A 25,628-nucleotide genomic window follows, 5' to 3' on the forward strand; every position below is an offset into this window, starting at 1 on the left:
CGGCCGGGGGGGGGGCCCCCGCCCCCGCCCCCCCCCCCGCCCCTGCCGTCAACGCTTCCGCGGCCGGTCAGTCCGTGCCGAACTCCATCGCGGCACGGTCCAGCACCTGGTCGTCCTCGGACACCTCACCGCGGGAGGCGATGGCCTCGGCGCCGCCCTGCGGCATCTCCGGCATGCTGGCGATCAGCCCGGTCGAGGCCGCCTGGGCGGCGCCGACGGAAGGGCTGCCGCTGCCGATCAGGCCGAGCCCGGCGTACTGCTCCAGCTTGGCGCGGGAGTCGGCGATGTCGAGGTTGCGCATGGTGAGCTGGCCGATCCGGTCCACCGGGCCGAACGCCGAGTCCTCGGTGCGCTCCATCGACAGCTTGTCCGGGTGGTAGCTGAACGCCGGGCCGCGGGTGTCGAGGATCGAGTAGTCCTCGCCGCGCCGCAGCCGCAGCGTCACCTCGCCGGTGACGGCCGCGCCGACCCAGCGCTGCAGGGACTCGCGCACCATCAGGGCCTGCGGGTCCAGCCAGCGGCCCTCGTACATCAGCCGGCCGAGGCGCCGCCCCTCGTTGTAGTACTGGGCGATGGTGTCCTCGTTGTGGATCGCGTTGACCAGACGCTCGTACGCGGCGTGCAGGAGCGCCATGCCGGGAGCCTCGTAGATACCGCGGCTCTTGGCCTCGATGATCCGGTTCTCGATCTGGTCCGACATGCCCATGCCGTGGCGGCCGCCGACGGCGTTGGCCTCCATCACCAGGTCGACGGCGGAGGCGAACTCCTTGCCGTTGATGGTGACCGGGCGGCCCTGGTCGAAGCCGATCGTCACGTCCTCGGTGACGATCTCGACCTCGGGATCCCAGAACCGGACGCCCATGATCGGCTCCACGGTCTCCACGCCCGTGTCCAGGTGCTCCAGGGTCTTGGCCTCGTGGGTGGCGCCCCAGATGTTGGCGTCGGTGGAGTACGCCTTCTCCGCGCTGTCGCGGTAGGGCAGGTCATGGGCGACCAGCCACTCCGACATCTCCTTGCGGCCGCCGAGTTCCGTCACGAAGTCCGCGTCGAGCCAGGGCTTGTAGATCCGCAGGTGCGGGTTGGCGAGCAGCCCGTACCGGTAGAACCGCTCGATGTCATTGCCCTTGAAGGTGGAGCCGTCGCCCCAGATCTGTACGTTGTCCTCGAGCATGGCCCGGACCAGAAGGGTGCCCGTGACGGCGCGGCCGAGGGGCGTGGTGTTGAAGTAGGCACGCCCGCCCGAGCGGATGTGGAACGCCCCGCAGGTGAGCGCGGCCAAGCCCTCCTCGACCAGCGCCGCACGGCAGTCGACCAGGCGCGCGAGCTCGGCACCGTAGGCCTTCGCACGGCCGGGCACCGAGGCGATGTCGGGCTCGTCGTACTGGCCGATGTCGGCGGTGTAGGTGCATGGAACGGCGCCCTTGTCGCGCATCCACGCGACCGCGACCGAGGTGTCGAGTCCGCCGGAGAAGGCGATACCGACGCGCTCGCCGGCCGGAAGAGAGGTAAGGACCTTAGACATAGGAAGAGTATGCACCACTTCGCATGATCATGCAAAGGGCGTCCAGGGGCGTCCAGGGGCGTCCAGGAGTATCCAAGGGGGTTCATGTCCGAGTTCGTGCCTGGACGCGGTTCAGCCGCGGTGCGAACGGGACGCGCCCCGGAGGCGGGAGCGTACGGAGTCCTGGAGTAGGCCGAGGGTGAACGACTGAACCAGGCCGCAGGCGGTGATCCCGGCCACGAGGAGTGCGGACGCGGCACCGCCCGCCCCAGGTTCAGTCGAGGACCGCGGTGGCTTCGACCTCGACCAGGTGCTCGGGTACGTCCAGGGCCGCCACGCCGATCAGTGTGGCCGGCGCCATCGGAGTGATGCCCAGTTTCGCGGCCGCCCGGGCGATCCCCTCCAGGAGCAGGGGCATCTTGTCGGGAGCCCAGTCGACGACGTAAACGGTCAGCTTCGCCACGTCGTCGAAGGACCCGCCGACCTCGGCCAGAGCGGTACCGACGTTGAGGTAGGACCGCTCGACCTGAGCCGCGAGGTCACCTTCACCGACCGTGACCCCATCGGCGTCCCAGGCGACCTGCCCGGCGATGAACACGAATCGTGACCCGGTCGCGATCGACACCTGTCGGTACACGTCGATCTCCGGCAGTCCCTCGGGGTTCACCAGGGTGATGGCCATGCTGCGCACCTTCTTCTCGTCGCTCTCCAGTGGTTACTTTAGAACCGTAGGAGAGTGAACGCTGACATGGAAGAACGCACTTTTCAGTGACTGGGGAACCTCATGGTTACCAAGCAGTTCAAGGTGACAAACAGTTCAAGGTGACCAAGCAGTTCAGGATGACCGAACGGTTCTGGACGCTCACGCCGCGAAGCGCCGGCCGGCGCCGTCCGTCACGTGCTGGGGTTCAGCCAGGGCAGCGGATCGGCGTAGTACCCGTCGAGGATCACCTCGAAGTGCAGGTGGGGGCCGGTGGACAGACCGGTGGATCCGACCAGTCCGATCGGCGTTCCGGTCTCCACCGTCTGGCCGACGGAAACCTGGAGGGACAGCATATGGCTGTACGTCGTCTCCAGCCGCTTGCCGTCGATGGTGCCGTGGTCGATCACCACGCGGTTGCCGTACGCGTTGGTCATCGCCGCGAACACGACCTGGCCCTTCGACGCGGCAGCGACCTGGGACCCCTGGGGCGAGCCGAAGTCCACCCCGGTGTGGAGCTTGGTCACCCCGGTCAGGGGGTGCTCGCGCGATCCGTAGGGCGAGGTGACGGTGAGGTCGCCCACGGGTGCGGCCAGTACGGCGCCCGGCACCTGGTTCACGGCGCCGCCGGAACTCTCCCGGTCGACCGAACGGTAGCGCGAGGACAGCGACTTCACCTCGGTGATGTAGGCCTCCGCCTCGGTGGGTACGCGTTCCGCCTCGACCACGGCGTCCGTACCCGACGCGTACGCGGCGAGGGTGAGATTCACCAGGTCCCCGGTGACGACTCCCTCGGTTCTGAGGTCGGTCACCTTCTTGGCGAGGGAGCAGTCCTTTCGGCCGAGTGCCATCAGCGCGTCCGCCGGATCGCGGGGCGAGGAACGCCCGTTGCCGTCGTCGTCCTTGCCCCAGGTCCGCCACTGGGCGTCCGTGAACGCGGCGATGCCCTTCTCGCCCGACAACGCTCCGGCGTCGTTGCTCCAGCCGGAGAGCCGGTCGATCTGGGCGGCGAGCACCGACGGCTTGATGACGGTGCAGTCCGAGACCGCCTTGCGGAGCCAGGGGATGTATGCGGCGTCGACGCGGGTCGTGGCGGCCGGGGCGGGATCGGATCCTTGAGGCCAGGCGGACGACAGGCCGCCGTTCACCGCCAGAAAGCCGGCAACCCCCATCAGCGCGACCAGCCCCGGCAGGACGAGCAGGGTGAACGGGCCAGGGCGGCGGCGGGTGCGTTTCGGGCGCTCTTTCGGTGTTTCCTCTTCCACGCGGTCGCCGACCGCCGCCGGTTCGGCCCGGGGGGCCTCAACCGGCTGTGACGGGCCGGCCTCAGGTGCGTGTGCAGTCGTGCCGACCGTCCCCGACTCGTCCGACCGGTCGTCCGTCACCGGCGAACTCCTCGTGCGCCACGGCGCGTTCCGCGGTGTCGCTGTGCCGCCACCGCTCCGACACCGCTCGCCCCGGACTGGCCGTCGGCGGCGTACAGGGTGGGGAAGAACGCCGACGGCGGTTTCACAGGGGTCATGGTGCTCACGCGCACGACATTAACGTGACGCCCCCTGGGTATCAGCAGGCGCAAAGGCACAGAAGCGTGCCCGAATGGGCAGAGATGTGGTGCGGTGCGGTCAGCGCGTCGGCGGACCGGTCAGGTCGTCCAGTTCGGCGGTGAAGAGCAGCTCGGGGTCGAAGCCCATCCCGGTGAAGTGGCCCGCGAGTTCCAGGGACAGGGCGCCGTGCAGCCGGGTCCAGGCAGTCAGGGCGCGATGAAGGGTCGCGGGGGCGGCGGGGTGGCCGTCCGCCCACTGCCGGTGGTCTTCGAGGTGGGTGTGGAACGGCGTCGCCGGAGTGTCCGGGGGCGGTACCGCGCAGGCGTCGAGCAGGGGCGCCATGATCTCGCGTGCGATCGACGTGACGTCGTCGGGTGCGTGGTAGCCGGGGACGGGCGTGCCGTAGATGAGGAAGTAGCGGTGAGGGTCGTGCAGGGCCCAACCGCGCAGGGCGTGCGCCAGCGCGGGCAGGTCGGGCCCGGCAGCGGCGGCAGCGCGGAAGGTGTCGGCGAGGCTTCGGTACGCGTCCCGGATGAGCTCGGTGATCAGTTCGTCGCGGCTGGCGAAGTAGCGGTAGAGCGCGGGTCCGCTCATGCCCATCCGCTTGGCGATCGCGTTGAGGGAGAGGGCGGAGGCCCCCGCCGTGGCGAGCTGCTCCCTGGCGTGTTTCTTGATCTCCGCCCGCACCTGGGCGCGGTAGCGCTCGCGCGGGGTCTCGGCGCCCGTGTCCGCCATGGCCTGCCGCCTCTCCGTAGCCGTGCCTGTCTACACCTTCACGATTTAGTTAGAGGTTATCACGATAGTTATTGACTCCCTCCAGGGTGATGCGTTACAACTTGTAACGAGCACAAGAGCCCGTAACACGAACGCAATGCAGTGGAGGTCGTCGTGAACGCCGAAGAACTCATCGAGGTCGTACTGCCGGGCAAGGTGGAGCCGGAAGGGCTCCGGATCCGGCAGGGCGGCGTGCCCGCCGCGGGCCCGGGCCAGGTCGTGATCCGGATGGAGGCGACCGGGGTCTCCTTCGCCGAGCAGCAGATGCGGCGGGGCCGTTACTACGACCAGCCGGCGTTCCCCTTCGTGCCCGGCTACGACCTGGTCGGGACGGTGCTGGCGACCGGTGAGGGCGTTGGGCCGGGCCTGGTCGGGACCCGGGTGGCCGCCCTGATCAAGGTCGGCGGCTGGGCCAGCCACGTGCTCGTCGATGCGGCGGACCTGGTCGAGGTGCCGGACGGGGTCGGTGCGGCAGAGGCGGAGACCCTGGTGCTCAACGGCATCACCGCCTGGCAGATGCTGCACCGCAAGGCTCGTATCCGCGCGGGACAGACCATCCTGGTGCACGGCGCCAACGGTGGTGTCGGCTCGGTACTCGTCCAACTCGCCCGGGCCGCAGGCGTGAAAGTGATCGGCACGGCGTCCGCGCGCCACCACGTGGCACTGCGCGACAAGGCCGTCATTCCCGTCGACTACCGCGACGAGGACGTCGCCGCGCGAGTGCGCGAACTCGCCCCCGGCGGGGTGGACGCCGTCTTCGACCATGTCGGCGGCCGGGGCATCGTCGACTCCTGGCGCCTCCTCGCGCCCGGCGGGACACTCGTCTCCTACGGCAGCGCCTCCACCAGGGACGACGAGGGTTCCAAGCAGTGGCCCGTGTTCAAACTGCTCGGCCGGGTGTGGCTGTGGAACGCGCTGCCCAACCGCCGACGCGCCTACTTCTTCAACGTCTGGGCCGGCCGCGCCCTGGCCAGGAACCGGTTCCGGGCCCGGCTGCGCGGCGACCTCACCCAGGTCTTCGCGGCGCTCCAGCGCGGGGACGTCACGGCCCAGATCGCCGCCCAACTACCGCTCACCCGGGCGGCCGACGCCCTGCGCCTGGCTGAGTCCGGCACCGTCGCCGGCAAGGTCGTCCTGCACCCATAGCGCCCACGCAGGGCGCGGGGCCTGGCCGCCAGCGACCTGCCCGGCCCGCGGAACCTGGACCTGTGGCTCGGCGCGGAGTACAGCGGCCGCAGCACCACCCTCGCCGGCCTGGCGCCCCTGCTCGACGGCGAACGCCTGCCCGCCCTGCGGCACCTCGGGCTGCAGAACAGCGACATGCACGACGAGATCGCCGTCGCCCTCGCAAGCGCTCCCGTCGTCGCCCGACTCACCTCATAGCGGTGGGGGAGTGAACACCGGACACGCACGACCCGTCACACGAGAGCGACTCGCTCAGGAAGGGCAGTCCCTTTCGGACTCAGGTTCGGACTCAGGTTCGGGTTCGGACTCAGGTTCGGGTTCGGGCATTCAGGAGGGAACAGCGGCACCGGCCTGCGGCTCGCCGGTCTCCGGTTCCTCAGGCGGCTCGCTGAGCTGCTCCCGCAGGTAGTTCCAGAACACCGCGACCATCGCGGCGACCGGGACCGCGAGCAGGCTGCCCACGATGCCCGCCAGGCTGCCGCCGAGCGTCACCGCCAGCAGGATCACTGCCGCGTGCAGCCCGAGCCCGCGGCTTTGGATCATGGGCTGGAAGACGTTGCCCTCAAGTTGCTGCACGACGATGATGATCGCCAGCACGATCAGCGCGTCCGTCGGACCGTTCGACACCAGGGCGATGAGCACCGCGACGAAACCGGCGAACAGCGCACCCACGATCGGCACGAACGCGGAGACGAAGGTCAGCACCGCCAGCGGGAGCACCAGCGGAACGTTCACGATCCACAGACCGATGCCGATGAGGACGGCGTCGAGCAGACCGACGGCCGCCTGCGAACGCACGAACGCCCCCAGGGTGTCCCAGCTGCGCGCAGCCACTATCGGGACATCGGTGGCCAGTCGGCCGGGCAGCTGACGGGCGAGCCACGGCAGGAACCGCGGGCCGTCCTTGAGGAAGAAGAACATCAGGAAGACCGCCAGGACGGCCGTGACCACTCCGCTGACCACGGTGCTCACACCGGTGACCACCGTGGTGGTGATGCTGCCGGCGCTCTTCTGGATGCGCGCCACCGCGTCGTCCAGGGCGTCCGAGATCTGGGCCTCGCCGATGTTCAGCGGCGGACCGGCGGACCAGTCACGCATTTTGTGGATGCCGGCCACCACGCCGTCGGTCAACTCGCCGGACTGGGCGGCCACCGGGACCGCGATCAGCGCCACGACGGCCGAGGTGACCAGAAGAAACAGCACGGTCACGGCGGAAGCCGCCAGAGCGGGACGCCACCCGTGCCGGCGCAGAAAACGGGCCAGGGGCCAGGTCAGCGTGGTCAGGAGCAGGCCCACTATGAGTGGCCAGACCACGGACCACATCCGGCCGAGGAGCCAGAGGGCCACCGCGGTCATCACCAGAACCAGCAGCAGATCGACGGAAACGCGCGCCGACGCGCGCAGCGCGGCGCGCGATCTGGCGGAGCTCAACGAGGCAGGCATGCGATCACCTTATGGGCACGCCACCGCGCTTCCGCGGACCCCCCGCCAACCCGGCGGCGCCCAACGCGTGTTGGACGCCGCCGTGCAACGGACGGAAAACCCGACCGCGCCACGTGCTTCGCGCTATGTGGTGAATGCGTGCTACGTGGTGAAGCGCGTGCTACGTGGTGAAGCGGTGCGTGCCCGAACCGACCCGGTACACCGCACAGCCGTCCTCGCTGCGCAGGAACGCCGCGGACGTGTGGGTGACCGCGTCCGGATCGTCGGCGGGGATCCACACCTCGGCAGTCGTGTTGGGAGGCACGGAGCACTTCAGCACGAACCCCCTGGACCGCTGCCGCCACTGTGTGGAGACGGGACCGTGGACCGAGGCGAACGAGGCGCGGGCGGAGGTCACACCCCCACCCGGTCGCGGCCGGACGACGATCTCACGGTAGCCGGGCCGGCCCGGCGCGATCCCGGCGATGTTCGTGTACATCCACTCGCCCACCGAACCGTAGGCGTAGTGGTTGAAGGAGTTCATGTCCGGCGTCTGGAAGCTGCCGTCGGGTCGGATGGAGTCCCAGCGCTCCCACATCGTGGTGGCGCCCTTGTCGATCTGGTAGCCCCAGCTGGGGAAGGAGCGCTGCACGAGCAGCCGGTAGGCGACGTCGGTGTGCCCGGTGTCGGTGAGAACGGGCAACAGCCGGGGCGTACCGAGGAAGCCCGTCGACAGGTGCCAGTCCTTGGCCTCGATCAGCGCGACGAGACGGTCGGCGGCCGCCTTGCGCAGCTCACTCGGCAACAGGTCCATCGACAGGGCCAGGACATAGGCCGTCTGCGTGTCACCCTTCACCCGCCCGTCGGCGGTGACGTAGGCCTTCTGGAACGCCGCGCGTATGCGCTCGAAGAGGCCGGTGTAGGGGGCGGAGTCCTTGTCGAGCTCCTTGGCGAAACGGGCCGCGAGATCGGCGCTGTGGGCGAAGTACGCGGTGGCGACGACGTCCTTCGGCGTCTCGTCGGAGATGTTGAGCCAGTCGCCGTAGCCGCTCGCCGGCCGCAGCAGGTCGGCGCTGTTCTTCTCCAGATACTTCAGCCAGGCCTGCACGGACGGCCACGCGTCCTGGAGGACCTGCCGGTCGCCGTACGCCTGGTACAGGGACCAGGGGACCGTGACGCCCGCGTCGCCCCAGCCCGCCACACCGTTGCCGACCGTGCCGACCATGGGCGCCACATCGGTGAAGGCGCCCTCGGCGGTCTGCCCGTCGCGCAGGTCCACCAGCCACTTGGTGAGGAAGCGGGCGGACTCCATCGTGTACGCGGCGGTGGGTGCGAAGACGTTGATGTCCCCCGTCCACCCGAGGCGTTCGTCGCGTGCGGGCGTGTCCGTCGGGATGGACAGGAAGTTGCCGCGCTGCCCCCAAGTGATGTTGTCGTGCAGTGTGTTGAGCATCGGGACGTCGGTCTCGAAGTCGAAGGTGAAGGGGGCGGAGGTATGCATCACGCGACCGGTCAGGGCTCTGGCCGACGGAGTACCGGGAAAGCCGGTCACCTCGACGTAGCGAAAACCGTGGAAGGTGAAGCGCGGCTCGTACGTCTCCTCTCCACGGCCCTTGAGGGTGTACGTGTCGGTGGCCGCGGCGGTACGCAGGTTCGCCGTGTAGAGGGTGCCGTCCGGGTTGAGTACCTCGGCGTGCCTCAGGCGGACGGTCGTGCCGGCCGCTCCCGACACGCGCAGCCGTACCGAACCGACCATGTTCTGGCCCAGATCGAAGACGAAGACACCCGGCTTGGGCTCGGTCACCTTTTTGACCGGAAGTTCCTTGGCCACCCGGACCGGACCGTCCACCTGGGCCACGATCAGCGGGGGAGCGGCGTCACCCGCGGCGCGCACCACGTCGAGCCAGGCCCGGTCGTCGAAGCCGGGTGAGGTCCAGCGGGAGGTCTCCTTGCGTGCGTCGTACGACTCGCCGCTCAGCAGGTCGGCGGAGACGATCGGTCCGGAGGCGGCCCGCCAGTCGGGGCCGGAGGTGACGCGTTCGCGCGTCCCGTCGGTGTACTCGACCTCCAGCTGGGCCAGCAGCGCCGGACGCTTGCCGTACTGGTGGGGCCCGAACATACCGACGTTGCCCGCGTACCAGCCCGGGGCCACGTACGCGCCGATGGCGTTGGCGCCGGACCGCACGAGCGAGGTGACGTCGTACGTCTGGTACTGGACGCGTTCGCGGTAGTCGGTCCAGCCGGGGGCGAGCTGGTCGCGGCCCACGCGGCGGCCGTTGAGGTGGGCTTCGTACAGACCGAGAGCCGTGGCGTACAGACGGGCGCGCGACACCTTCTTGCGGGGGAGCTCGAACTCGTGCCGCAACTGGTTGGCGGCGAACGACGCGGGGACGACCCTGCCCCACGGTCCGGCTCCCCACGCGGCCGCCTCCTTCGCCGCAGGCCAGCCGCTGTCGTCGAAGTCGGCTTCGCGCCAGTCGGTGGCGGGCTCCTTGTCCGTCGATCTCCAGGAGTCGTCGGTGACGATCCGCTGTTCGCCGGCTGCCGTGCGCAGCGCGAGGGTGGCGACCAGACCGGCGGGCCCCTCGGAGGCGTTGGCCGCCGAGACCGCGAGGACGTTCTTGCCCGTACGCAGCTGGGCCAGGACCTCGATGACGGCGGGGCGGCGCCAGCCGTCGTTGTCCGTCTCCAGATCGGTGCGGGCCACTTCCGTGCCGTTCACGGAGACGCTGTACACGTTGTCCGCGCTGATGGCCAGAGTCGCCGCCGTGACCGCGTCCGGCAGTTCGACGGTGCGGCGGAACCAACGGGTGCCCGCCGGAACGCTGGTGGCCGGATCGCCCGCGGGGAACCAGATCCAGGCGCTGCCTTCGAAGGAGGGTGCGTCGGTGAGGACCGGGGGAGCGGAGACCCATTCCGCGGACCACTGCGCGGCGTCCAGGAGCCCGGTCTCCCACCACGACGGCTCGCTCCAGGCCGACGCGCCGCCGTCGGCGTCCCACACGCGTACCGACCAGAAGTAGCGCGTATGCGGCTTGAGTTGCGGGCCCGCGTACGGGACGAGGACGGACTCGCTGGAGGCGACCTTTCCGCTGTCCCAGACATCGGGGTGCGGGAGGAGCGCGACGCTGGAGGCCACGCGGAGCTGATAGCCGCTCTGGCGCGCGCCCGGCTCGTCCGAAGCCATCGGCCAGCTCAGCCGGGGGCGTTGTGCGTCGATGCCCAGGGGGTGCCGGACGTACTCGACGGTCGGCGCTGTGACGCGCAGGGCGCCGCGTCGCGAGCTTGCCCGCGCGGGCGTGGACGCCGGTGCGGCCACTGCGGATCCGGCGTTGGTGACCGTGGCCGTGGCGGCCACCGCGGCTGCCGTACCCGCCAGGATGTTCCTCCTGCTGATCACTGCGGCTCCTCAGGTAGGAAGGATGAATCGATTCACTCACGGTGAACGTAGGGGCGTGCGGGATGAGGGTCAATGAGCGTGCAGCACATTCTTGACGGGGTGCTAGGCACGGTTGTTGCCGCGGGGTGATCTGACGCACTGGAGGGGCAACCGATTGAACGGTTTCAATCGGTTCCGCGCTCGCGGCCACCGGGTCCGCGCCGTCAGCCGGGGTGCGGCCACCGGCCCGCACGATGTCCAGGCCGCCACCGCCGGAGCCGCCACCGCCGGAGCCGCCGCCGTCCGTGCCGACATCACCCGCGCCGATGGCGCCGTCGCCGCCTGCGAGGGTGCCGCGGTCGTGTATCAGTGCGCGCAGCCGAAGTACGGGCGCTGGACCCAGGAGTTCCCCGATCTGACCCGCACGGTTCTGGCCGGGGCCGAGGCCGCCGGGGCGAAGCTGGTCATGGCGGACAACCTGTACGTCTACGGGCCCGTCGACGGCCCCCTGTCCGAGGACCTGCCCCACGCCGCCGTCAACCCGAAGGGCCGGGTCCGCGCCGACGTGGACGAGCTGATCCTCGGCGCCCACCGCTCCGGCCGGATCCGCGCCACACTGGGACGCGCTTGCGACTACTACGGACCCGGCGGCGTCAACACCGTCCTCGGACCGAACGTCTTCGCGGCCGCACCGGCAGGCAGGACCATCCGCTGGATCGGCGAACTCGACCAGCCGCACACCGTCTCGTACCTCCCCGACATCGCCGCCGGACTGGTCACCCTCGGCGAACGCGCCGATGCCGACGGCCGGGCCTGGCACCTGCCCGCCGCCGAGCCCGTCACGGGCCGCACATTCTCCGCCCTGGTGGGGGCCGAGGCGGGAGGCGAGCCTCGGGTCGCCGGGCTCGGCCGGTCGGCGCAGCGCCTTCCGGGCGGCGTTCGGGCCGGCCAAGGTCACTCCGCATGCCGAGGGTGTGGCGGCGACGCTCGACTGGTACCGGTGCCGGTGGGGGGCGAACGGGAAGGCCGGCCAGGGGGCGCGTTCAGCGGGCTCTTGACGTGGTGCCGGCCACGGCGCGAAAGGCCTCTCGGGGCAACGGATCACGCATCCAAACCGCTCCACATACCGCGCCCTTTCGTTCTCTCGCCGCCGATAGGATCTAATGGGCAGTCGCGCGCGAGGTAGGCAGGTACCGATCATCGTCGGTCGACCGCTCCGCCTTTGATCCGCGCGACTCCCGACTCCGGATGGTTTTGGATGCCTGCCTCTCCGCATCGCGACCCTGCACGTCCCGTACAGGACACGGCGCCCTCATCGGTTGCGCCGCAGCATCACGATCTGTTTCTCCAACCGCAATACACGGTTGAACTGCCGCCACTGGACGAAGAGGAGGACACCTTCTCGCCGCCTCTGTCTTCGCCCCCGCCGGCACAGCGGCGACGGGGGGCACCGCGGACTCGCTGAACGTTCGCTCCCGCTGCCCGTCCTGACCAGCCGAGACCCGTGACGCGTTCGCCCGGACCGGGTAGCGTCGACCCGAGGGGGAGAAGCACTCTGGATGCCGTGGAAAGCGCACTGGTCGTCGTGCACCGGCCGTCCGCGGGTGGCGGTCGGCGAGTGAGCGTGCACCGTGACGGCCGGGCCGAGATCCTGGGGCTGGCCCACTCCGACCACGATCTGATCGTGTTCCTGGAGGCCGCCGGACTCTCCTCCCCTGCCGAGCTGCTGGACGATCCCAGCTGGGTGGAGTGGCGCGGTGGCCGCCCGCACGAGTGGGATTCCGCGTAGCCGCGGAGGAGCCCGCGTGACCGCCTGAGAGCCTGTCTGGCCGCCGAAACCCCGGCTGGGTGCCGGGGTTTCGGCGGAGAACCGGGGAAGGCCGGTGGCAGGCGGGCGAGGAGTCGGGGCGCATACCTGACCTTGTACAGTAGTCGCGGGCGGCGCCTGAGGGGCTTGTGATGGATCTCCGCGGCGTCGCGACGCCCGGCACGCACTCTCGCCGCACCGGGCACGGACCCAAGTTCCTCAGACCGGGTAGGCGTGGGTCTGCGTCGCCTTCACCGTCGCCCAGACCGCCGCGCCCGGGTGCAGATCGAGCTCGGCGGCGGCGACCGTGGTCAGGGCCGCGACGAGGGGCAGCTCTCCGGTGAGATCGGCGCGGATCTGGTCGCCGTGGGTCTCCAGGCCGGCGACCTCGCAGCGCCAGAGGTTGCGGGCACTGGCGCCGGTGGGACGGTCACGGTAGAGAGTGACCGCGCTCGGCGGGAACGCCACGAAGACCGGACCGGACAAAGCCTCCGTGGTGGTGATGGGCGGCCCTGCGTCGAGGCGGACGGTATGGCCGCCGGCCTCTCCTCGATAGAGGTTCAGGCCGACCAACTGGGCGATGTAGTCCGTACGGGGATGACGGGCGATGTCGGACGGGACGCCCTCCTGGACGACCCGGCCGTCCTCGACGACGACCAGACGGTCGGCCAGCACCATGGCGTCCAGCGGGTCGTGCGTGACCAGGACGGCGACGGCCTCGAACTCGGCCAGGTGGCGACGCAGCTCGGCGCGCACCTCCAGGCGGGTGCGGGCGTCCAGCGCGGCGAGCGGCTCGTCGAGCAGGAGCAGCCGGGGGCGGGTGGCGAGCGCGCGGGCCAGAGCGACACGCTGGGCCTGTCCGCCGGAGAGACGGCGGGGTTTGGCGCCGGCGTGGTCCGCGAGACCCAGGCGGTCGAGCCATTCGGCGGCCTGCGCACGCGCCTGTGCCCTGGTCGCGCCCTGGCAGTGCGGTCCGAAGGCCACGTTGTCCAAGGCGGTCAGGTGCGGGAAAAGCAGATAGTCCTGGAAGACGACGCCGACCGGGCGGGACTCCGGCGGCGTACGCTCCAACGCCGTGCCGTCCAGCCGCAGACGGCCGCCGGTGAGCGGTGACAGGCCCGCGAGGGCGCGCAGAGCTGTGGTCTTTCCGGCCCCGTTCGGGCCGAGCAGGGCGACGACTTCGCCGGGCGCGACGCTCAGCGCCACATCGAGACGGAAGGTGCCGCGCTCGACGACGAGATGCGCGTCGAGCCCCTCCTCGGAACCCTGCCTGGAACCCTTGTCGGAGGTGCCGGAGGTGTCGGCGGTGGTGACGCCGTCGTCGTGGGTGGCGTCGTGAGCCCCGGTCATCCTGCTGTCGTCCAACGGTCACGCAGGCCGGCCAGCACGGCGATGGACACGGTCAGCAGGACCAGGCTGAGGGCGATGGCGGCCTCCGGGTCGCTCTGCAGGGCCAGGTACACGGCCAGCGGCATGGTCTGGGTACGGCCCGGGAAGTTACCCGCGAAGGTGATCGTCGCACCGAACTCGCCGAGCGCCCGGGCCCACGCCAGGACCGCGCCGGCCGCGATACCCGGCGCGATCAGCGGGAGCGTGACGCGGCGGAACGCGGTGAAGCGGGAGGCGCCGAGCGTGGCGGCGGCCTCTTCGTAACGCGGATCGGCGGCGCGCAGGGTGCCCTCGACGCTGATGACGAGGAACGGCATGGCGACGAACGCCTCGGCGATGACGACCCCGGCGGTGGTGAAGGGAAGCGTGATCCCGAACCAGGAGTCCAGCCACTTCCCGACGATGCCGTTGCGGCCGAGCGCCATCAGCAGTGCCACACCGCCGACGACCGGCGGCAGCACGAGCGGCAGGGTGACGAGGGCTCGTACGAGACCGCGCCCGGGGAACTCGACGCGGGCCAGCAGCCAGGCCAACGGCACCCCGATCACCAGGCTCACCACGGTCGCCGCGGTGGCGCAGACCAGGGACAGCTGCAGCGCCTGCCACACCTCGGCGCTGGTCAGCAGTTCGGGCAGACTGCGCCACGGGGCCCGTACGAGCAGTGCGATCAGCGGCACGATCAGGAACGCGAGGCCGATCAGCGCGGGCACCAGCAGAGGCAGCGGCACACCTCGGGCGGTGCCGCGGGAGGGGCCACGGGTGGTGTCACCACCATCGCCGCCACCGCCCGTCCGGGCGCGTCGGCGCCGCGGCCCACCTCGGAGGGTGTCGGTCGCGGCGCCGGACTTGTCCTTCGGGAAGGTCACGGCTTGAGGAACCCGGCCCCGGTCAGGACCTTCTGGCCGTCGGCGGACTGCGCCAGCGCGATGAACGCCTTGGCGGCTCCGGTGTTCTGCGCGTTCTTGAGCTGGACGATCGGGTAGTCGTTGATCGCGTCGGCGGACTCGGGGAACTCCACGCCCTCCACCTTGTCACCCGCCGCGTGCACATCGGTCTTGTAGACGACCGCCGCGTCGGCCTCCTTCAGCTCGACCTTCGTCAGCGCCGCCTTCACGTCCTGCTCGTAGGAGACGGGAGTGAGCTTCAGCTTGCCTGCGCCGAGGGCCTTCTGGGCGGCGGCGCCACAGGGCACCTCCTTGTCGCACAGCACGACCTTCAGGCTCGACCTGGTGAGGTCCTTGAGGGAGGCGATCTTGTCGGGGTTGCCCGGCAGGGTGGCGATCTGCAACTGGTTGCGGACGAAGGTGGCGGGTGTCCCCGACGCGTCCCCCGCGTCCGTCACGATCTCCATCGTCCTGGGACTGGCCGAGGCGAACACGTCCGCGGGAGCGCCGCCTGTGATGCCGGCGGCGAGAGAGTCGCTGCCGCCGAAGCTGAAGGTGACCTTCGTGCCCGGGTGCTCCTTCTCGAACTCCTTGCCCAGCGTTGTGAAGCTCTCCTTGAGGGAGGCCGCGGCGAACACGGTCACTGTGCCGGACAGCTTGCCCGACGACGAGCCGGACGCGGGGGAGTCCGACCCCGTCGACGAGTCGTCGTCGGACGACGAACAGGCGCTCAGCGCCAGCAGGGCGGCAGCGCCTGCACCGGCCACCCGCAGGGTCCGGCCTGTCCGGCCTGCCCGGTGGGTCCGACGCGTGGTACGGGTCATTACGGGTCCACTCCCTCTGGTCCTGGCGGACCGTCTACGGCCTCTCGACGACCACGTCGGTCGACTTGATCACGGCAACCGGTAGTCCAGCTCCGCCCGGTGGATGTACCGGGCGTAGGTGGCAAGGCAGCAAGGCGGCAGCGTTCCCGATCCGGTAGGTGTGCACGCGACGACGGCAATGATACTGCCGCAGATGCGAGGGTAAAGTATCGTGTTGCTTCGCACACACCGGAATCCTGCTCATGCAAGGTGGCATGTGCGTTTCTGTGGGAGGCGGGCCCGGGTGCGGTCATCCGGCCCCGAGTGGCGCCCGCAACAGCGAGGACGGTGTCAGGCGGCCGGCCTCCTGGGCCACGGGTGACCCTGGACCACGGGTGACCAGTGAAGGCCGCCCCCGGCGCGCTCAGGCCCGGTCGATGTGTACGTTCGTCGACTTCACCCGGGCGGTCGCCTCCACCCCGACCTCAAGGCCCAGCTCCTCCACGGCCTCCCGTGTCAGCAGGGACACCAGTCGGTGCGGGCCGGCCTGGATCTCCACCTGGGCGGCGACATCACCGAGTTTCACGGCCGTGACGATGCCGGGGAAGGCGTTACGGACAGAGGTGTACGAGGTGTCCTCCTCGCCGCCGCTCTTGGCCAGCTCGACGGAGAAGGCGGCCAGGTCCTTGCCGTCGATGAGGCGTCGCCCGCCCTCGTCCCGGTGTGTGATCATCCGGCCCGCGTCCGCCCACCGCCGCGCCGTGTCCGGGCTCACCCCGAGCAGACGCGCCGCCTGGCCGATCGTGTATGACTGCATACGCGCCAAGATAGGCGATCAAGGCCGAGCCGTATCCGAGCGGCTGGCGGCGTCCCTCCGCAGATGGTCCGGAGCAGAGTTGACCCCGGCCAATTCCCGGCAACGTCATCCGATCACTTTCTCAACTTTCATGGCTGCACGTCCCATTGACAACGCCTGACGGCGGATCAATCATCAGACATCCGATGAATAGGAGCCGCTCTGTGGGTATGCATCCAAGACGTCAAGTACTGGGAGCCGCTGCTGGGGCGGCCGTCGCGGTCACGCTTCCCGCCGCGGTCGCCACCGAAGCACAGGCCGCCGAAACACAGGCCGCGGGCGCCGCGGCCGAGGCGGACAAGGCAGGGCGCCAGTGGGTGCCCGTACCCGATCCCGTCCCCGTGCCGCTCGACGCGCACTTCAACAACGACGGCATCGACACCGCCGCGGCTCAGGGCGGGGACTTCGACGGATCGGGCTACACCTTCCCGGGCGAGGAACTCCCGGCCGGGCCCGTCGAGGTGGACGGGGTCACCTTCCTCTTCCCGTCCTCCGCCGGGGGCGCCCAGAACAACGTGGTCGCCCTCGGGCAGCGCGTCGAGCTGCCGCCGGGGCGTTACCTGTCGGCCCTGTTCCTCGCCGCGGGCAGCTACGGCAACGCGTCCGGCACGGTCACCGTGCACTACGCGGAAGGGCCGACGACGGCCGCCGGGCTCAGCGGGTCGGACTGGTACGCGGCGGGCGGTTCCCTGTCGACCGCGTACCGGTACACGCCGGACGGCACCAAGGACGAGCATGCGGTCGGGATCGGCACGGCCGAGGTCTGGATCGACCCGCGACGCGACGCGGTCGCGCTGACCCTGCCGACCACCGAGCCCGCCGAGGAGAACAAGTCGTCCCTGCACGTCTTCGCGCTCTCCCTGCAACCTGCCGCGCAGGGGCGGGCGTTGGCGCTGCGTGATGCCCACTCCACTTTCTCGCTCCTGGAGTCGAGCGGCGCCCAGAGTGTGGAGGCCACGGTCGTCAACGCGGGAACGGTCGCCGTGCTCGCCGGTGACCGGGTGTCGGTCGGCGTGGACGTGCCGGGCGCCCGCACCGTCGAGAGCGCGCGGGTGACCCGCCTGGACCCCGGTGAGCAGGCGCGCGTCCACGTCGGTATCCGCAACCGGGCGGGAACGGCGCGCGGGACCGTGCAGGACGGCACGGTGGTCGTCAGTGGGCGCGGTGAACGCGTGGTCGCCAGCCGGCGCCGGCTGACCCTCGGGGTTCCCGACTACCTCCCCACCGAGGAGTCGCTGGCGGGACACCAGGCGCCCCACTGGTTCCACCGCGCCAAGTTCGGCATCTTCATCCACTGGGGTGTCTACTCGGTGCCCGCCTGGTCGCCGGCCGGCAAGCAGTACGCCGAGTGGTACTGGGACCACCTGCAGAGGCCCGACAACGCGGTGTACGCGTACCACCGGGAGAAGTACGGCGAGGACTTCGCGTACGACGACTTCATCCCCATGTTCACCGCGAAGAAGTTCGACCCGCGCGCGTGGGTGGAGCTGTTCCGGGACGCGGGTGCGCAGTACCACGTGCTGACGTCGAAACACCATGAGGGCTTCGCTCTCTGGGACACCGAGTTCGCCGACCGGAACTCGGTGAAGATGGGTCCGAAGCGCGACCTGGTCCGCGAACTCTTCGACGCCTCGAAGAAGTTCACACCGGAGCTGCACCGCGGGCTCTACTTCTCGATGCCCGAGTTCTTCAATCCGGACACCCCGTGGATGGGCCACGCCCCGCGCAATCCGTACACGCTGGAGCCCGTTCCGTACACGGGATACACCGCCGGCAAGGACTATGTGAAGGACTATCAGGCCCCGCAGATGCTGGAGCTGATCGAGAACTACGATCCGTCCCTGATCTGGTGCGACATCGGTGGCGTGAACGACAGCCTTCATGTGCTGGCCGAGTACTTCAACCACGGAAAGAACCGTGCGAAGCCGTACGAGGTGACGGTCAACAACCGCTCGGGCATCGGCTTCCACGACTTCACCACTCCCGAGTACACGACGTACGAGAACACGGTCGTCGCGAAGTGGGAGTCCAGCCGTGGCCTCGACCCCTTCAGTTACGGCTACAACCAGGCGACGCCCGACGCGGACTACATGACGGCCGAGCAGGTCGTCCGGAACCTCGTCGACATCGTCTCGAAGAACGGCAACTTCCTGCTCGACATCGGCCCGCGCGCCGACGGCACCATCCCGCAGATCATGCAGACCCGGCTGCGGGAGACGGGCCGGTGGCTCAAGGTCAACGGCGAGGCGATCTACGACACCACGTACTGGTCGCGGATGGCACAGCTCGGCGCCGACCTCCGGTTCACCGTCAGGCAGAACGAGGCGTTCTACATCCACTCCCTCGCCGAGCCCGGCCGCAAGCTCACCGTTGAGGCTCCGGTGCCGATCCGCGGCGGGGACAAGGTCACGATGCTCGGCCACGACCGGCCGCTGACCTGGACAGTGCGCAACAACGCGTTGGTGATCGACGTGCCCGAGGCGGCGCGCAAGCGCGGTGAGCATGTCTGGGTGTTCAAGGTGGAGTGGGCGGGTGGCCGGGGCGCCCGGTGACGTCCACGGCGTCCCGGTCCGGGAACCATTCCTTCGGAGTTCCTTCGCCGGTCAGAAGGGCGTCCAGGCCCTTCTGACCGGCTGGTCGACCGCCCGTTGACTCGTAGCTCTCCCGAGGCTCAGTGACCGACGCGGAACGTCGCGTCGTGCTGTTCCGTGGAGGTGGAGATCGGATCGATGCGCAGTACGTAGTTGGAGTGACGGATGTAGCGGGTGGGGTTGTTGTAGGAGCGGAACGACGCCCAGGAGGAGTCGGCGAGGCCCGCCGTGCGGTAGAAGGTCGCGTCGCCCGCGAACACCGAGGTGCCGTCGTTGACGTCGAGTCGAAGCGCGTAGTCGTAGTGCCGCAGGTAGCGGGTGGGGTGGTTCACCGACTGGAACGAGACGCCGGAGCTGTCGGCCAGACCAGGGACGAGTCTCCACTGGGAGTCGGTGTACAGGTCGAAGGGATAGGCGTCGATGCGGGCGGCGTAGTTCGCGTGGCGGACGTAACGGTCCGGGTAGTTGTACGACTTGAGCCGGTTCCAGGCCGGTGCGCCCCACTTGGTGAGCAGGTTGTTGTACTCGGTCGTGGTGATCGTCGCGATGCCGCAGTGCTTGGAGTTGACCGGCTGGGTGTAGGCCTTCTGGTCCAGTGCGGTCCAGGTGCCCGAGGCCAGGTCGGTGGACCGCCAGGCGTAGAAGACGCCGTTGGGCGTGTAGGTGTCTCCCCACAGGTACCAGGTGTTCGAGGTCAGCGACTTGTACACGGTCGGGGCCTCCGTCCCGCCGTGCGCGACTCCGGCGCCGAACTCGGTGAAGCTGCCCGGGTTGAGGGAGGCCGACCGTGCGGCCACCAGCGTCTGGTTCTTCTTGAAGAAGAGGTAGTTGTAGCCGTTCACGCCGACGGCCATGTCACCGTCGATGACGTCGTAGCCGGGGTCGAAGAAGACCTGCGGGGCCGACGCGGTGACGAAGTCGCTGGTGTAGTTCACCATGATCACGTTGTGGCCGCTGGAGTTGACCGAGGAGTAGACGACCGCGTACTGACCCCGGCCCGCGTCCCAGAACGCCTCGGGTGCCCAGCTGTGGGTGGCCATGTCGTGCAGCTTGAGCCGGCGGTAGCCGGTGAGGGTACGCAGGTCGGTGGAGTCCCAGACATGGATGTACTGGCTGTTGTAGCTCCAGTCGGTGCCCTTGAGGTCGGTGGCGATGACGACGAAGGTGCCGTCCTGCTTGCGCATGAGGAACGGATCGCGCAGGCCGAGAGCGCCCGCCGTGGGGGTGACCAGGGGGTTGTTCTGGTTGAGGGGCGTCCAGTTGAGCGAGTCGGTGCTGACGGCGAGGTGGAGTCCGTAGTCGGTGCCGAGGCCCAGGCTCGTCGACTCGGTGAAGTAGCACATCACATAGGCCGAGTCCGCCGCGTGGGCGGTGCCGGCGCCGAGGGTCAGTACGCCGGACACGGCCAGGGGCGCGGTGGCGGCCATGCCGAGGAAGAGCCGTCGGGACGGCTCGGGTCTTGCGCTCATCTTGGTCTCCGAGGGTGCGCGGGGGTGGAGTGAGCGGCTGTGTGGCGCGGGGGCCAGGTAAGCAACCGAGTCGAAATCTCGAACACAGTTCGGGAGGTCGATCAGAAAGTAGAGTGCCTCGTGGTGCGCGTCAATCACTCTGTCGAAGCTGGGGGGTATGGCCGCGAATCTCGCCGGGCAACACCGTCAACGGCATCACCGACGCCGCCCCCCTGGCCACGCCAACGCGGGCATCGCCTACCTCACGGTGGAGACGGTGGCGGCCCGTCTGGTGCGGGCCGTCGAACGGCGGCGCACCTCGGTGTACGTACCCGGCCGGCTCCTCGCCGCCCGGCGGCCGCCACGCCGGACCCTGCCCCCGCCGAACGTCAAACGAACGCAACGAACGCAACGAACGCAACGAGCGCACCTGAACGGGCGACGGCCACTCGGTTGAACCGCGGATGCCGGGGGACTCGGCTCCCGTCACTCCTTTACCTGCGGGTGCGAGACGAGGGAGGCAGATGTGGCCGTACGTCACCGGCTGATCAAGAAGAGTCCGAAAGAGGTGTGGGCCGTCCTGGCCGACGGCAGCCGGTACGCGGACTGGGTCGTGGGGACCTCGTCCTCGTACCCCGTGCGCGGTCGGTGGCCGCAGGTGCACTCCGCCATCGGCTACGAAGTGCGGGCCGGGTTCTTCGGCTTCACCAACGAGACGATCGTGCGGGCGTGCGACGACGAACGCGAACTGGAACTGGAAGCACACGCGGGCCCGCTCGGCACGGCCCGTATCGCCATCGAACTGCGCCCCTGGGGCGAGCACACGCTGGTGATCATCGACGAGCATCCGCTGCAGGGCGTCGGTGGCGCCCTGCACAACGTGGGCGTGGAGGCACTCATCCAGCTGAGGCACCGGACCATGCTCAAGCGCCTGGCCGAAGTGTGCGAGGACGGTCGGGGCCGGCCCGAGCCCACTCGCACCGAGCCGAGGCCGGCGTGACGAACTGACCGTGCGACCGGGGCCGTCGGCCCCCGCGAGGCCACAGCGGTGACATGCGTTCAGCGAGACGGGAGGCGTCCATGCCGGACGCGGTAGTGATCGGAGCCGGCCCCAACGGGCTCGTCGCCGCCAATCTGCTGGCCGACGAGGGCTGGAGCGTCGAAGTCCTGGAGGAGCAGGACGAGCCGGGGGGCGGGGTCCGGCACGACCACGGGGTCCACCCGGATTTCACGAACGACCTCTTCAGCTCGTTCTACCCGCTGGCCGCCGCCTCGCCCGTCCTCGCCGGACTGCACCTGGAGCGGTACGGGCTGCACTGGAGCCATGCGCCACAGGTGCTGGCCCACCCGCTGTCCGACGGCCGGTGCGCCGTACTCGGCCGGAACCTCGACGACACCGCCGCCTCCCTGGACGTCTTCGCCGACGGTGACGGTGACGCCTGGCGCGAACTGCACAGCGTCTGGGAACGGCTGCGCCCCGACCTCCTGGAAGCGCTGTTCACACCCTTCCCGCCGGTGCGCGCCGGCGCCCGGCTGGCCATGCGCCTGAGGACCGCCGGAGGGCTGCGGCTGGCGCGCTCGCTGGTGCTGCCGGTGCGGCGTCTGGGGGAGGAGGAATTCCAGGGGGAGGGCGGCAGGCTGCTGCTCGCGGGCAACGCGCTGCACGCCGACCTCGCCCCCGAGGCCGCGGGGAGCGGCGGCTTCGGCTGGCTGATGTCGATGCTGGGCCAGACATACGGTTTTCCCGTACCCGTCGGAGGTTCCGGTGCCCTCGTCGAGGCGCTGACCCAGCGGTTGCGGAAGCGCGGCGGCGTCCTGCGGTGCGGGGAACGGGTGAGCCGTGTCGTCGTCCGGCAGGGGAGGGCCGTGGCGGTGCGCACGGCCGGCGGCGAGACGGTGTCCGCCCGCCGGGCCGTACTCGCGGACGTGGCCGCTCCCGCCCTGTACGACGAGTTGGTGGACAGTGCCGACCTGCCCCCGCAGGTACTGGCCGATCTGCGCCGGTTCCAGTGGGACTTCGCCACCTTCAAGGTCGACTGGGCACTGGACGGCTCCGTGCCGTGGCATGCCCCCGAAGCCGCGGGCGCGGGCACCGTGCACCTGGCGGACGGCGTCGACGAGCTGACGCGGTTCGCGGCACAGGTCGCCATGGGGCAGGCCCCGGACCGGCCGTTCGCGCTGTTCGGGCAGATGACGACCGCGGATCCCACCCGGTCGCCCGAGGGCACCGAGTCGGCGTGGGCCTACACCCATGTCCCGCACCGCATCACGGGTGACGCGGGCGACGACGGACTGACCGGAGCCTGGGACACCAAGGAACAGGAGCTCATGGCCGACCGGGTCGAGCGGCAGGTCGAGCGCTTCGCGCCGGGGTTCCGTTCCCTGATCAGGGCCCGGCGCATCCTGGCCCCGCCCACACTTCAGGCGCTGAACGCCAATCTGCACGGAGGTGCCATCAACGGCGGCACCACAGCCCTGCACCAGCAACTCGTCTTTCGCCCCGTCCCGGGTACGGGACGCCCCGAGACGCCGGTCAAGAACCTCTACCTGGCTTCGGCCTCCGCTCATCCGGGAGGCGGTGTGCACGGGGCCCCGGGCTCCAACGCCGCCCGGGCCGCGCTGCGCAGGAACCTGCCCTCCGGTCTGACCCGCGCCCAACGCCTGCTGGCCCGCCGCGACCGCAGGGGAGACCGCAACCCCGGTTCCGCTCGTCCATGACGGTGACAGTGGATCCCGGTCCTGCCGCAGCCAGGTGGTCAGGGCCCACCACCGGTGCAGAGTGCTCAGTGGTTCGGAGGCGCTGTCCCTCGCGGGCCCGGCCGTCGCCCCGCACACCGCCACCTCCACGCAGATCGTGCTGGCCGTGTCCCACGTGGTGGCTGCCGCCGTGATCATTCCCCCGCCGGCGAGGCGGCTCTCCCACCGGAGCGCGTGACCAAGGGCGCGGTGGGGATGGGCGTCGCCTCGTCACCGGGGCGACGCCCTCGCCATGGGCCGCCCCGGCTGTTCGCGATGCACCGGGTACACCCACCTGTGCGTCAGTTCGCGGTGGCGTGGGCTCCGTCGTCGTCCGCTTCCTCCACTCCCTCCACTTCCTCCACGGGGGGCATGAAGGCCCGTAGCCAGCGCTCCGTCTGGGCGACGTGGGCCTCGGCCGCTCCGGCGGCGGCGCCGGGATCGCGCTCGGCGATCGCCGTGGCCAGAACGCGATGGTCCGCGTCGCTCTTGCGCCGCAGCTCCGGGCCCTCGGGGAGGGTGAAAATCTGGTACTTGCGCGAGCGGGCGCGGAAGACCGCGAGCAGGGAGGCGAGGGTGGGGTTCTCGGCGGCCCTCGCGATCTCGGCGTGGAAGCGGTGGTCGAGCTCCGAGGCATCGGAGGGGTCCTCGGTGGCCTCCATGGCCTCCATGAGGGAGAAGAGCGACTTCACCGTCTCGGGGGTCCGGCGTGCGGCGGCCTTGGCCGCGACATGTGCCTCCAGGACCCGCCTGATCTCGTACACCTCCAACAGGCCGGGCAGCGGCAGGAGTTCGAGGGTCAGCGAGAGGCTTCCGATGATGTCTTCCGGCCTGAGCTGGGACACGTAGGTACCCGATCCGTGCCGCGGCTCGACCACACCCAGGGCCGCGAGCATCCGTACGGCCTCGCGCAGCGGGCCCCGGGACACACCGAGTTCCTCGCCGAGCTCGGCCTCGGGCGGAATACGCTCTCCCGGACCGAGACGCCCCGTCGCGATCATGTGACGCAGACCGTGGAACGCCTTGTCGACTGCGGACATCCAGTTCCTCCCCTGACGGGCCGGCGACAGCACCGTACCCCCGGGCACTCTAGCGAGTCATCAGATGTCTCCGATGTATCGACTGAAAGTCATCTGATGACTACCGCTCCAGAACCCTTGCGTGGCGCAAAAATGCCGTGCAGGATGCCGAGTCATCATACGTGTCACGCCGAGCGTCTGATGTTTGCAGTCCGATGCCCCGATGCTCGCTGTCTGCAGGCCGGTGTTCGGCGGACATTCCGGTTCGGTAGATGTTCGGTAGATGTGGAGTGATGTGAGCGAGACCGAGGTCACCACCGCCCCGCGCCCCCTGCTGCTGGCAGACGGCCGCCCGGCCGCCCGGGCGTGGTCGCTGGACCCCATCATGAAGCACCTCAACCACGGTTCTTTCGGGGCTGTCCCCCTGGTGGCGCAGGAGCGGCAGAACGAGTTCAGGGCCGAGATGGACAGCTCGCCGGTGGTGTGGTTCCCCGCGCTGCCGCAGCGGCTGGCCGCCACCCGGGTCGACCTCGCGGACTTCCTGCGGATTGCCCCCAACGACGTCGCCCTGGTGCCGAACGCGAGCGCGGGCATCAGTGTCGTGTTCGCCTCGCTCCAGCGCCGCCGCGGTGGCGGGATCGTCGTCACCGATCACGGCTACGGAGCCGTGACCATGGGCGCCGAACGGCTCGCCCGACGCTGGGGCGGTGAGGTGCGCACCGCCCGGGTGCCGCTGGACGCGAGCGAGGAGCAGGCGTACGAGGCCGTGGCCGCCGAGATCGACGACGCCACGGACCTGATCGTCCTCGACCAGATCACCTCCGCGACCGCACGCCGGCTGCCGGTGGAGCTGATCGGCGCGCAGGCCCGGCGGCGCGGCATCCCGCTGCTCGTGGACGCGGCACACGCCCCCGGCCTGATCGAGGCCCCGCTGGATGGCCTGACGTGCGACTTCTGGGTCGGCAACCTGCACAAGTGGGGCTGCGCGCCCCGCGGTACCGCCGCACTGGTGGCACGCGGCGAGCTGCGCGAGGAGCTCTACCCCCTGATCGACTCGTGGGGCGCCGCCGATCCGTATCCCGACCGCTTCGACCAGCAGGGCACGGTGGACGCCACCGGCTATCTCGCGGCTCCCACGGCCCTGGACTTCATCGGGGGCACCTGGGGCTGGGACACGGCCCGCCGGTACATGGACGACCTGGCCGGCTATGCCGAGCGTGTCGTCGGTGACGCCTTCGCCGAACTGACCGGCGTCCCCAGCACCGTCGATGTCGGCATGCCGGTCCCCGGTATGCGGCTGGTGCGGCTGCCGGCCGGCCTGGCGGGCAGCCGCATCGAGGCCGACGCGTTGCGCGACCGGGCGGCCCGCGAGCTGGGGGTGGAGGCGGCCTTCACCAGCTTCGGCGGCATCGGCTACATGCGGCTGTCCGCGCACGTCTACAACACGGCCGCCGACTACGAGTACTTCGCCGAGGACTGCGTCCCCCTCCTCGGCCGGTGGGCCCGCGCGGCCCGTGAGAACTCCGGGCTGTCGTAGGCCCGGCTGTCGTAGGCGCACCCCGCGCCCTCGCGTATCAGCAGCCGTATCAA

The 25,628-nt window shown here is 70.1% G+C and carries 20 protein-coding genes; 8 read left to right on the forward strand and 12 right to left on the reverse strand.

Translation table 11 applies throughout. The features are described from left to right. Positions 1-67: 67 nt before the first annotated feature. From argG to AB0D14_RS22505, 4 genes are all read right to left on the reverse strand, one after another. Positions 68-1,522 carry an argininosuccinate synthase gene (gene argG / locus AB0D14_RS22490; protein ID WP_362781628.1) on the reverse strand — a complete coding sequence of 485 codons (1,455 nt, stop codon included), beginning with the start codon at positions 1,520-1,522 and terminating at the stop codon, positions 68-70. A gap of 253 nt (positions 1,523-1,775) precedes the next feature. Beyond that, complete coding sequence (locus AB0D14_RS22495) at positions 1,776-2,183, reverse strand: RidA family protein (protein ID WP_362781630.1); 408 nt, start codon at positions 2,181-2,183, stop codon at positions 1,776-1,778. Positions 2,184-2,395: 212 nt separating this feature from the next. Then, positions 2,396-3,586 carry a M23 family metallopeptidase gene (locus AB0D14_RS22500; protein ID WP_362781632.1) on the reverse strand — a complete coding sequence of 397 codons (1,191 nt, stop codon included), beginning with the start codon at positions 3,584-3,586 and terminating at the stop codon, positions 2,396-2,398. Between the two features lie 237 nt (positions 3,587-3,823). Continuing rightward, entirely contained in the window at positions 3,824-4,480 is a 657-nt protein-coding gene (locus AB0D14_RS22505) for a TetR/AcrR family transcriptional regulator (RefSeq protein WP_362781634.1), read from the reverse strand. A gap of 153 nt (positions 4,481-4,633) precedes the next feature. On the opposite strand from AB0D14_RS22505, the gene AB0D14_RS22510 reads away from it, so the two are divergent. Continuing rightward, positions 4,634-5,665 carry a medium chain dehydrogenase/reductase family protein gene (locus tag AB0D14_RS22510; RefSeq protein ID WP_362781635.1) on the forward strand — a complete coding sequence of 344 codons (1,032 nt, stop codon included), beginning with the start codon at positions 4,634-4,636 and terminating at the stop codon, positions 5,663-5,665. A 366-nt stretch (positions 5,666-6,031) separates the two neighbouring features. On the opposite strand, the gene AB0D14_RS22515 is transcribed toward AB0D14_RS22510, so the two are convergent. Beyond that, entirely contained in the window at positions 6,032-7,147 is a 1,116-nt protein-coding gene (locus tag AB0D14_RS22515; protein ID WP_362781637.1) for an AI-2E family transporter, read from the reverse strand. Between the two features lie 160 nt (positions 7,148-7,307). Further along, positions 7,308-10,526: an alpha-L-rhamnosidase gene (locus AB0D14_RS22520; RefSeq protein WP_362781638.1), complete on the reverse strand. Its 3,219-nt coding sequence runs from the start codon at positions 10,524-10,526 to the stop codon at positions 7,308-7,310. Positions 10,527-10,680: 154 nt separating this feature from the next. On the opposite strand from AB0D14_RS22520, the gene AB0D14_RS22525 reads away from it, so the two are divergent. After that, positions 10,681-11,691 carry an NAD-dependent epimerase/dehydratase family protein gene (locus AB0D14_RS22525; protein WP_362781640.1) on the forward strand — a complete coding sequence of 337 codons (1,011 nt, stop codon included), beginning with the start codon at positions 10,681-10,683 and terminating at the stop codon, positions 11,689-11,691. A 378-nt stretch (positions 11,692-12,069) separates the two neighbouring features. Next, entirely contained in the window at positions 12,070-12,294 is a 225-nt protein-coding gene (locus AB0D14_RS22530) for a hypothetical protein (RefSeq protein WP_362781642.1), read from the forward strand. Between the two features lie 237 nt (positions 12,295-12,531). On the opposite strand, the gene AB0D14_RS22535 is transcribed toward AB0D14_RS22530, so the two are convergent. The 4 genes from AB0D14_RS22535 to AB0D14_RS22550 form a co-directional block, all read right to left on the reverse strand. Then, the gene (locus AB0D14_RS22535) at positions 12,532-13,662 is read right to left on the reverse strand and encodes an ABC transporter ATP-binding protein (protein ID WP_362781644.1); all 1,131 of its coding nucleotides are present in this window, start codon (positions 13,660-13,662) and stop codon (positions 12,532-12,534) included. Beyond that, complete coding sequence (gene modB, locus AB0D14_RS22540) at positions 13,659-14,567, reverse strand: molybdate ABC transporter permease subunit (RefSeq protein WP_362781646.1); 909 nt, start codon at positions 14,565-14,567, stop codon at positions 13,659-13,661. The genes AB0D14_RS22535 and modB overlap by 4 nt, the downstream gene beginning before the upstream one ends. After that, positions 14,564-15,409, reverse strand: coding sequence for a molybdate ABC transporter substrate-binding protein (gene modA / locus AB0D14_RS22545; protein WP_362781648.1), 846 nt, complete (start codon positions 15,407-15,409; stop codon positions 14,564-14,566). Before modA ends, modB begins: the two co-directional genes overlap by 4 nt. A gap of 403 nt (positions 15,410-15,812) precedes the next feature. Then, positions 15,813-16,205 carry a helix-turn-helix transcriptional regulator gene (locus AB0D14_RS22550; protein ID WP_362781650.1) on the reverse strand — a complete coding sequence of 131 codons (393 nt, stop codon included), beginning with the start codon at positions 16,203-16,205 and terminating at the stop codon, positions 15,813-15,815. 203 nt (positions 16,206-16,408) lie between these two features. Between AB0D14_RS22550 and AB0D14_RS22555 the strand changes: the two genes are divergently transcribed. Further along, on the forward strand, positions 16,409-18,796 hold the full coding sequence (locus AB0D14_RS22555; protein WP_362781652.1) for an alpha-L-fucosidase: 2,388 nt from the start codon (positions 16,409-16,411) through the stop codon (positions 18,794-18,796). A gap of 119 nt (positions 18,797-18,915) precedes the next feature. Here AB0D14_RS22555 and AB0D14_RS22560 read toward each other — a convergent pair whose 3' ends face one another. Continuing rightward, on the reverse strand, positions 18,916-20,304 hold the full coding sequence (locus AB0D14_RS22560) for a glycoside hydrolase family 43 protein (RefSeq protein WP_362781654.1): 1,389 nt from the start codon (positions 20,302-20,304) through the stop codon (positions 18,916-18,918). A 505-nt stretch (positions 20,305-20,809) separates the two neighbouring features. Between AB0D14_RS22560 and AB0D14_RS22565 the strand changes: the two genes are divergently transcribed. The 3 genes from AB0D14_RS22565 (at position 20,810) to AB0D14_RS22575 (ending at position 23,218) form a co-directional block, all read left to right on the forward strand. Then, positions 20,810-21,283 (forward strand): SRPBCC family protein, encoded by a 474-nt coding sequence (locus tag AB0D14_RS22565; protein ID WP_362781655.1) that lies wholly within the window; start codon positions 20,810-20,812, stop codon positions 21,281-21,283. An 80-nt stretch (positions 21,284-21,363) separates the two neighbouring features. Then, on the forward strand, positions 21,364-23,001 hold the full coding sequence (locus AB0D14_RS22570; RefSeq protein WP_362781657.1) for an NAD(P)/FAD-dependent oxidoreductase: 1,638 nt from the start codon (positions 21,364-21,366) through the stop codon (positions 22,999-23,001). A gap of 61 nt (positions 23,002-23,062) precedes the next feature. Beyond that, on the forward strand, positions 23,063-23,218 hold the full coding sequence (locus AB0D14_RS22575; RefSeq protein WP_362781658.1) for a DUF6069 family protein: 156 nt from the start codon (positions 23,063-23,065) through the stop codon (positions 23,216-23,218). A 103-nt stretch (positions 23,219-23,321) separates the two neighbouring features. On the opposite strand, the gene AB0D14_RS22580 is transcribed toward AB0D14_RS22575, so the two are convergent. After that, complete coding sequence (locus AB0D14_RS22580; protein WP_362781660.1) at positions 23,322-24,059, reverse strand: FCD domain-containing protein; 738 nt, start codon at positions 24,057-24,059, stop codon at positions 23,322-23,324. A 274-nt stretch (positions 24,060-24,333) separates the two neighbouring features. On the opposite strand from AB0D14_RS22580, the gene AB0D14_RS22585 reads away from it, so the two are divergent. Beyond that, positions 24,334-25,575 carry an aminotransferase class V-fold PLP-dependent enzyme gene (locus tag AB0D14_RS22585; RefSeq protein ID WP_362781662.1) on the forward strand — a complete coding sequence of 414 codons (1,242 nt, stop codon included), beginning with the start codon at positions 24,334-24,336 and terminating at the stop codon, positions 25,573-25,575. Positions 25,576-25,628: the final 53 nt, after the last annotated feature.

This window comes from Streptomyces sp. NPDC048484 (genome assembly GCF_040651415.1).
Lineage (GTDB): Bacteria > Actinomycetota > Actinomycetes > Streptomycetales > Streptomycetaceae > Streptomyces.